7 protein-coding genes are annotated in these 5,336 nt (G+C 61.4%); all 7 read right to left on the minus strand.

From position 1 onward, the window contains the following. Positions 1–136: 136 nt before the first annotated feature. Complete coding sequence (locus BMY53_RS25165; protein ID WP_092949916.1) at positions 137–436, minus strand: hypothetical protein; 300 nt, start codon at positions 434–436, stop codon at positions 137–139. 19 nt (positions 437–455) lie between these two features. Next, on the minus strand, positions 456–2,798 hold the full coding sequence (locus BMY53_RS25170; RefSeq protein WP_255370378.1) for an RNase A-like domain-containing protein: 2,343 nt from the start codon (positions 2,796–2,798) through the stop codon (positions 456–458). After that, on the minus strand, positions 2,713–3,279 hold the full coding sequence (locus BMY53_RS26615; protein ID WP_255370379.1) for a hypothetical protein: 567 nt from the start codon (positions 3,277–3,279) through the stop codon (positions 2,713–2,715). The genes BMY53_RS25170 and BMY53_RS26615 overlap by 86 nt, the downstream gene beginning before the upstream one ends. Positions 3,280–4,123: 844 nt before the next feature. Next, positions 4,124–4,405, minus strand: a complete 282-nt coding sequence (locus BMY53_RS25175; protein ID WP_092949920.1) for a hypothetical protein — start codon at positions 4,403–4,405, stop codon at positions 4,124–4,126. Then, positions 4,374–4,526 (minus strand): polymorphic toxin type 46 domain-containing protein, encoded by a 153-nt coding sequence (locus BMY53_RS26855; RefSeq protein ID WP_404947910.1) that lies wholly within the window; start codon positions 4,524–4,526, stop codon positions 4,374–4,376. Before BMY53_RS26855 ends, BMY53_RS25175 begins: the two co-directional genes overlap by 32 nt. A 17-nt stretch (positions 4,527–4,543) precedes the next feature. Then, positions 4,544–4,891 carry a DUF7957 family protein gene (locus BMY53_RS25780; protein ID WP_143074253.1) on the minus strand — a complete coding sequence of 116 codons (348 nt, stop codon included), beginning with the start codon at positions 4,889–4,891 and terminating at the stop codon, positions 4,544–4,546. Further along, on the minus strand, positions 4,888–5,336 hold a 449-nt coding region (locus BMY53_RS26225), incomplete at its 5' end, for a hypothetical protein (protein WP_218151306.1). The genes BMY53_RS26225 and BMY53_RS25780, both read right to left, overlap by 4 nt.

The raw sequence follows: 5,336 nt of genomic DNA on the forward strand, positions 1-5,336 counted from the left end.
ATTCACATCCGACGCCGGTCTGTAGCTTACATCGGTCCGGCGCGCGTATTTTCCAGAAGCAAGCGCCTCGTCCGTAGCGCGTTCTACATTGCCAAGTTAAAAACCCGCCTTACGGCGGGTCTCAAATACTTGGTGTCTATTTCGAGGTCATCGCCTCGCGGTATCGCTGTTCATAGATTTCAAGAAACTCCACCAAGAGCTCTTTTGCTTCGTCCAGGGTGCCAACCTTGTATCCGCTTTGATTTATCGCCGAAAGCACCTCTGTCTCACCTTTGTCGCAAGCTTGAATGCCTCCCTCAAGCGTGGCTACGCATTCAGTGTGGTAGCTTGCATCTCGCGCGCTTACAGAGACCATCAAGTCAGCTGCGTTTTCAAGCGGCTCTTGATTGACCGTCGCGGCGAAGAGCCTCGCCAACGATGCTTTCCAATCAAACATATGTCTTCCAGACCTCTAGTTAAAACGGATGCGCCGTGTGAATGAGCCAACCGCCATTCCCATCCGGGATAAGAACTAGGTTCACATTCGGCATCGGTTGGCTGATGGGGACGATTGAGCCACCCTTCGTTGTGACTTGGTACCCGCGACCGAGATTTCCCATTCCTGGGTCAGCAGTAAATGCCTCAGGCACCCCCGGCCTCGGACCCGACGCTAGCCAAGTGTCAATGTCGTTCTGACGCAGATTGATTGTCTCAGCAATCGCGTCCTCCATCTGCGCTCTGTCGTTGAAGGCTGTTCGCGAGCCAGGACGCAGAGTCCCATCCTTTTTTACCAGTTCGGTGGCGACCCGGTCATGGATGTACTGGTCAGTCACGTCAGGGCCGTGTTTGGCCAGCGGATGAGTCGTAGCCAGACTGCCGTCCGCGCGGGCGACCTGATTGCCTTCGGTCGCCATGAGGCCGCCGGGTTGAGCCAGTCGCGACGCGGCTGGGTCGAGAACATCGGCAGTATTGCCAATCTTAGTCGCCCCTCCCATGCTGCGCGTCGCCGGAACGATGTAGCGAATGGCCCCGATCTTGGGCATGTAGTTTTCGAGCATCTCTCCCATCTTGGGTGCAAGCGAAATGGCTACAGCCTTAGCCGTCTTGACTGCAGCTCCCGCGGCCACTACACCAAGCTTTGACAACCCATAGAGGCCTTCAACCATGCCGGCCACATCCATCACCGCATGGCCCACTTTGGCGCCATAGAAGAACCAGTCCGACAGATTGCGAGTCTTCTCTGCGGTCTCCAACGATGACTCAATGTCACGGAAGGTGGCGCCTGCCGCTTCACTGACAAACCTCCCGGGAGCGTCAGCGAACTGCCTCACTGCCTCACCGATACCAGAGATATTTTCATACGACTGTTTGCGACCTTCGTAGCCGGGTATCGCCTGGTTGAGGGTCGGACCAGCCGCTTGCAGCAGCACGTATTGTTGAGCCTGATTCAAGCTGTAGAGCAACTCTGCCCCACCGATCAAGCCGTCCCCAATGCTTTGGAAGAGGCCTGTAATCACACCGCCGGTTGTCGCGGCCAAGCGAGCAACGTTCCATCCACTGTGATCTTCAACATACGTAGTCGGCAGACGCGCGTCGACTTGAACGGCCGCCGGAGAGCCTTCCAAATCTTCAGACACCACAGAGCCGCCGCTGACCGCAGCCCCCCGGCCAATCTGTGCCGCAAGCACCTGGTCTTTCACAAGGCGTGCAATGGTCGCGCTGTTATTGAGCCCGTCCTTCACCATCTCCTGAACTTGCGGGAGATCTGCCGGCACGTTCTTCAAACCACCATACTTGTCCGCCAATGCAAGCAGCGTGGCATTGGATGCTTGAGAGCGATCCGCACGCTCCACCAACGTTGGTTCCCCGATCGACTGGAGTTTGGCAACGATGGAGTCCGCCAACGCATTACCAAATGCGTCCGTCGCCACCTGCTGCACCACAACCCGGCCACCGCGTACCAGCGAGGCCGTGGCGCCAGCCGCGATGCCCAGCACCGTCGATCCAGCGATCTTGGCGATCTCCCCGCCGCCCCATGCGTCGACCAGTCCGCCCGTGCGCGAGAAACCGCCCGGAGCCGTCGCGTCGGCCACCTTGGAGCCCAACACTGTGTCACTCAGGCTTTTGGCAACAAATGCAGCCGCTGCAGAAGCAGCTACGCCCTTCCAGTTGAACTTGTCCTGCAAGCCCGTGGCGACACCGATGCCTTGAGTGATTGCATTGCTGGTAGCTGCCTTGAGCACCACGGATACCGTCGGGCCGCCATAGAAGCCCGACGCGGGACCGAGTCCCGAGGACACAGCCCCACCAATCGCAGACAAGCCGACCTGTTTCCAACTGAACTGTTCTTGCATGCCAATAGCCATGGCCACGCCCTGGCTCACGATCGACCCGACCGCTGCGCCCACCGCTGCCGCTGCGACTCCAGCCAGCGTTCCAGCTGACATCGCTGCAGCGCCGGCCGTCATGATGGCCCCGGCGCTGGTGGCTGCTGACAAGGTGCCCGCCATAGCCATGGCTGCCGCCCCAGCCGTAAACACCGTCACCACCACAGCCACCACCACCACCAGCAGCATCCCAATGCCACCGCACCCACCACCACTGTTGGGCGACGGCATGTTGGGCATCGTGTCGCCCGTGATCTTGCTCGGGTCGTACGGCTTGTAGGTGCTCGCATTGTTGCGAACCGTACCCACCACACTCGGGATGTTGATGGTCTGGCCCACGCGCAGGTCACGGTCGCCACTCAGGCCATTGGTCTCCGCAATGCGGTACCAGAAGCCTTCGTCGCCGTAGGACTGCTGCGCAATGCTGCGCAAGGTGTCCCCCGCCTTGACCTGATAGGTCCCCACCGACGCCGTCGGGTAGTTGCCCGTGATGGGCTGATAGCTGCGTGCCCTTGATGAGCACTGCATCGGCGTGGCGGCCCAGGCGCTTGAACAGCAGCTCGCGACTCACCGGCGCCTGTCCCTGTTGCAGCCTGTACTCGGTGAAGGTCTGGAAGCCCTGCGCTCGCTTGTGCAGGCACCAGCGCGCCGTGAGCACCGCGTGCCGGCATGTCGGGCCGCTCACGGCCAAGTCCAGGCCATGGTGCGCCTTGACGCCGCGCAGCTCCAGCACGGCCGCACCGGGCCGCGTGCAGACGAACGATGTTCCACCCAGGGCATTGCGCCGGGGCATGCGCTCGCCCGACTCGACCAGGCCGCGCACGGTGCGCTGGGCCATCTGCTCGCCGTAGCGCGCGCCTGGCCAGCACGCAGCAGCCAGGTCCGCGCAGCGCAGGTGCCCGTGCTCGGCCACACGGCCTGCAGCACGCGCAGGCGGTTCATCGCCGCGCGCTCGCGCGACGTGGGCTGCTTTGGTTTCGGGGGCGATGGCCGCAGCAGGCCAGCCAGGGCATCGGGAGACAGTCGCATGGGTTTACACCTCGCATCGGGGATGCGAGGTGTAGCGATGACGCATCTGCCGATGCGTCTGCAGCCCCAGCACGCTCGCAGCAGACGCTGCCAGCGCGCAGGGACTGCGGGCGGTCGAAACAGGTGCTCTTCGGCGGCTAGGGCCGCACGCACCTTCTACGGGCCGGACGCCCTTCGTCACCCATCATGGGCGCCGCGGCCTGCCCTCCACACCGCCTGTCGTCGGCGTTGCGCGCAGGAAGCCACCCCGCGATGCGAGCAGCGTTCTCCGTGGCCGTCGTTCGCTTCGAGGCTGGACGCCTCGTCGCACCCCGGGGTGGCTTCCTGCGCTTCGCTTCGTCAGCGGCGGGCTTCGGTCGCTGCTCGCTTCCTGCACCCCAACCTCATGCGTCCGCGTGGGCGCGGACCCGGCGCTTGGACCGCGCCTGCACGAGGTCGGCCCCCGCAGCGCTGCGGCAACCCGCCTGGGGGGCGAATGCGCCTTCGCGTCAGCACCGGCGCCGGCCGGTGCTGCCCGCTGTCCTCACGGCAGCGGCTACATCCCATCCCCCCGCCCTTCCCAGGGAAGGGAGCGAGTCGCCCTCTGCCGTCAGCGGTGCCAGGCCTCACAACGGCCAGGCACCGCACACGGCGAGCGTCGTTCAGCGCGCCACCGCGTCAAGGCCAAGCCCTCACGGGCGGCCGGTGGCCGGCCTGGACTCGGTAGCTCGCCTGGCACCCACCCCAGGTCAGTCAGCGTGGAACTCGAATCCAGCAGCAACCACTTCCCATTCCACCCAGGCCACAGGCTCCTGCAAGATTCCTTCGAGCATGAACCGCGTGCCTTCGGCTTGAGCTTGCACGTCGAAGTCAGCCACGACACGCTCATCCTTGAACCCTTGCGGGTGCTTGGGGTCGCCGATGTATTCGGTGAGCTTCCTGATGGACTTCGTGACGCCGATAAAGACCAAGTTGCCAGCCAAGGGACGGAACGTTCCGTCATTCAGCGGATGGCCTTTCAGCGTGAGCAAGCCGACGTCCGCGGATGTTGATGTCGAGATTGAGGTCGCCCGTACGGCCAAACTTATCATTCAGGTACGCGCGTCCCGTTGCCGCCTCCGAGAGCACGTCAGCTCCGGCCGCAACTTCCACATTGCCAAAACCCAAGCCTATTTTTGGAAAGCCTTGACGGTCAGCCTCCCGCTCTCAGGGTTCAGTCGGTAATCAACACCGTTCCAGTTAGACGCGATGAGTTCGTCGTCATCATTGCGAGTGATGCCGACGTACGGCTTGTCTCTCTCTGTGCCATGCGGGCTTTCTTCAATCTGCCAAGCGGGCTCTGCGGCCCCAGTAAATGCCAAGACGTTGCGATTGAATAAGACGCCAGGTGGCGGCTCAATCATGACAATAACCAATCCGCGGAAATTTAGCACCTTCGCAATTGGATACGGAAGCTCTATGCGTCGCCCCTCAATAAATAGGTGAGTGTTTCCGCCTCGAATAGATGAAGTATTCATTGCCCTATTCTCACAGTGTTTCTGAAGTTGGACGCCGGAAGTCGCTGGAGCAGCTCATATTGAATTGCATTGCCCACACCATCGAATACCGGATTAACGATGCCAGTGCGAACTTTAGTGCCTGCAGGCACATACACGTCAGACATGTAAGTGGGAATCTCCGGCAGAGCGTACTTCGATTGAATGTTCTCCGGAGAGAGCCCTTGAACTGCCTCGCGCTTCATCATCCATGAGCGAGCCATATTGTTCTCACCATGTACTCTAACGTACGTGTCGTCAACGGTGGTCGTGAACTCGGTGACTCGCGTTCCTGGTTTGTACGGCGGTGACCAACCTTCCGGGTAAGTAGCATTCACATCCGACGCCGGTCTGTAGCTTACATCGGTCCGGCGCGCGTATTTTCCAGAAGCAAGCGCCTCGTCCGTAGCGCGTTCTACATTGCCAA

The sequence above is a fragment of the Roseateles sp. YR242 genome, from assembly GCF_900109745.1.
Taxonomy (GTDB): domain Bacteria; phylum Pseudomonadota; class Gammaproteobacteria; order Burkholderiales; family Burkholderiaceae_C; genus Roseateles.